Raw genomic sequence first — 2,936 nt, 5'->3', positions numbered from 1 at the left:
TTGAGGTCAAGTCCTCGATCGATTAGTATCCGTCAGCTCCATGCGTCGCCGCACTTCCACCCCGGACCTATCCACCTCATCTTCTTTGAGGGATCTTACTTACGAATGTAAAGGGAAATCTCATCTCGAGGGGGGCTTCATGCTTAGATGCTTTCAGCATTTATCCCGTCCACACATAGCTACCCAGCGATGCCTTTGGCAAGACAACTGGTACACCAGCGGTGTGTCCATCCCGGTCCTCTCGTACTAAGGACAGCTCCTCTCAAATTTCCTGCGCCCGCGACGGATAGGGACCGAACTGTCTCACGACGTTCTGAACCCAGCTCGCGTACCGCTTTAATGGGCGAACAGCCCAACCCTTGGGACCGACTACAGCCCCAGGATGCGATGAGCCGACATCGAGGTGCCAAACCTCCCCGTCGATGTGGACTCTTGGGGGAGATAAGCCTGTTATCCCCGGGGTAGCTTTTATCCGTTGAGCGATGGCCCTTCCATGCGGAACCACCGGATCACTAAGCCCGTCTTTCGACCCTGCTCGACTTGTAGGTCTCGCAGTCAAGCTCCCTTATGCCTTTGCACTCTGCGAATGATGTCCAACCATTCTGAGGGAACCTTTGGGCGCCTCCGTTACACTTTAGGAGGCGACCGCCCCAGTCAAACTGCCCGCCTGACACTGTCTCCTGCCCGGATCACGGGCATGGGTTAGAAGTCCAATACAGCCAGGGTAGTATCCCACCAATGCCTCCACCGAAGCTGGCGCTCCGGCTTCCAAGGCTCCTACCTATCCTGTACAGGCTGCACCGGAATTCAATATCAGGTTACAGTAAAGCTCCACGGGGTCTTTCCGTCCTGTCGCGGGTAATGCGCATCTTCACGCATATTATAATTTCACCGAGTCTCTCGTTGAGACAGTGCCCAGATCGTTACGCCTTTCGTGCGGGTCGGAACTTACCCGACAAGGAATTTCGCTACCTTAGGACCGTTATAGTTACGGCCGCCGTTTACTGGGGCTTCAATTCGAAGCTTCGCTTGCGCTGACCTCTCCTCTTAACCTTCCAGCACCGGGCAGGCGTCAGCCCCTATACGTCACCTTACGGTTTTGCAGAGACCTGTGTTTTTGCTAAACAGTCGCCTGGGCCTATTCACTGCGGCTCTCTCGGGCTATTCACCCTACCAGAGCACCCCTTCTCCCGAAGTTACGGGGTCATTTTGCCGAGTTCCTTAACGAGAGTTCTCTCGATCACCTTAGGATTCTCTCCTCGCCTACCTGTGTCGGTTTGCGGTACGGGCACCTCCCGCCTCGCTAGAGGCTTTTCTTGGCAGTGTGAAATCAGGGACTCCGGGGAATAATTCCCCTCGCGGTCACAGCTCAATGTTACAGGAACGGGATTTGCCTCGTTCCACACCTCACTGCTTCGACGCGCATGACCAACAGCGCGCTCACCCTATCCTACTGCGTCCCCCCATTGCTGATAGCGGCGGGGAGGTGGTACAGGAATATCAACCTGTTGTCCATCGTCTACGCCTTTCGGCCTCGACTTAGGTCCCGACTGACCCTGAGCGGACGAGCCTTCCTCAGGAAACCTTAGGCATTCGGTGGAAGGGATTCTCACCCTTCTTTCGCTACTCATACCGGCATTCTCACTTCCAAGCGCTCCACCAGTCCTTCCGGTCTGGCTTCGACGCCCTTGGAACGCTCTCCTACCACTGACACCAATGGTGTCAATCCACAGTTTCGGTGATCCGTTTAGCCCCGGTACATTTTCGGCGCAGCGCCACTCGACCAGTGAGCTATTACGCACTCTTTAAATGGTGGCTGCTTCTAAGCCAACATCCTGGTTGTCTGGGCAACGCCACATCCTTTTCCACTTAACGGATACTTGGGGACCTTAACTGGTGGTCTGGGCTGTTTCCCTCTCGACTACGGATCTTATCACCCGCAGTCTGACTCCCAAACCTAAATCATCGGCATTCGGAGTTTGTCTGAATTCGGTAACCCGGGATGGGCCCCTAGTCCAAACAGTGCTCTACCTCCGAGATTCGTTGTTTGAGGCTAGCCCTAAAGCTATTTCGGAGAGAACCAGCTATCTCCAGGTTCGATTGGAATTTCACCGCTACCCACACCTCATCCCCGCACTTTTCAACGTACGTGGGTTCGGGCCTCCAGTAAGTGTTACCTTACCTTCACCCTGGACATGGGTAGATCACCTGGTTTCGGGTCTACGACCCCATACTCATTCGCCCTGTTCAGACTCGCTTTCGCTGCGGCTCCGCCTTCTCGGCTTAACCTTGCATGGAATCGTAACTCGCCGGTTCATTCTACAAAAGGCACGCCATCACCCCTTAACGGGCTCTGACAACTTGTAGGCACACGGTTTCAGGATCTGTTTCACTCCCCTTCCGGGGTGCTTTTCACCTTTCCCTCACGGTACTGGTTCACTATCGGTCACTAGGGAGTATTTAGCCTTGGGAGATGGTCCTCCCGGATTCCGACGGAATTTCACGTGTTCCGCCGTACTCAGGATCCACTCTGGAGGGGATGGACTTTCGGCTACGGGGCTATTACCCGCTGCGGCGGACCTTTCCAGGTCGCTTCGCCTAACCCATCCCTTTGTAACTCCGTATAGAGTGTCCTACAACCCCAGGAAGCAAGCTTCCTGGTTTGGGCTCTTCCCGTTTCGCTCGCCGCTACTCAGGGAATCGAATTTTCTTTCTCTTCCTCCGGATACTTAGATGTTTCAGTTCTCCGGGTCTGCCTCATGTACGCTATGTATTCACGTACATGTACTGCCCCATTACGGGCAGTGGGTTTCCCCATTCGGAAATCTCCGGATCAATGCTTACTTACAGCTCCCCGGAGCATATCGGTGTTAGTGCCGTCCTTCATAGGCTCCTAGTGCCAAGGCATCCGCCGTGCGCCCTTTCTAACTTGACCA

The 2,936-nt window shown here is 54.7% G+C and carries 1 rRNA gene; it reads right to left on the bottom strand.

Features of this window, described 5'->3' with window-relative positions:
- Nucleotides 1-2: 2 nt before the first annotated feature.
- Nucleotides 3-2,935 (bottom strand): 23S ribosomal RNA (locus MKY41_RS20700).
- Between the last annotated feature and the right edge of the window lies 1 nt (nucleotide 2,936).

This window comes from Sporosarcina sp. FSL W7-1349 (assembly GCF_038003045.1).
In the GTDB taxonomy this organism is placed as follows: Bacteria; Bacillota; Bacilli; order Bacillales_A; family Planococcaceae; genus Sporosarcina.
The sequence above is the reverse complement of the archived record's forward strand: the minus strand, read 5'-3'. Positions and strand labels throughout refer to the sequence as shown.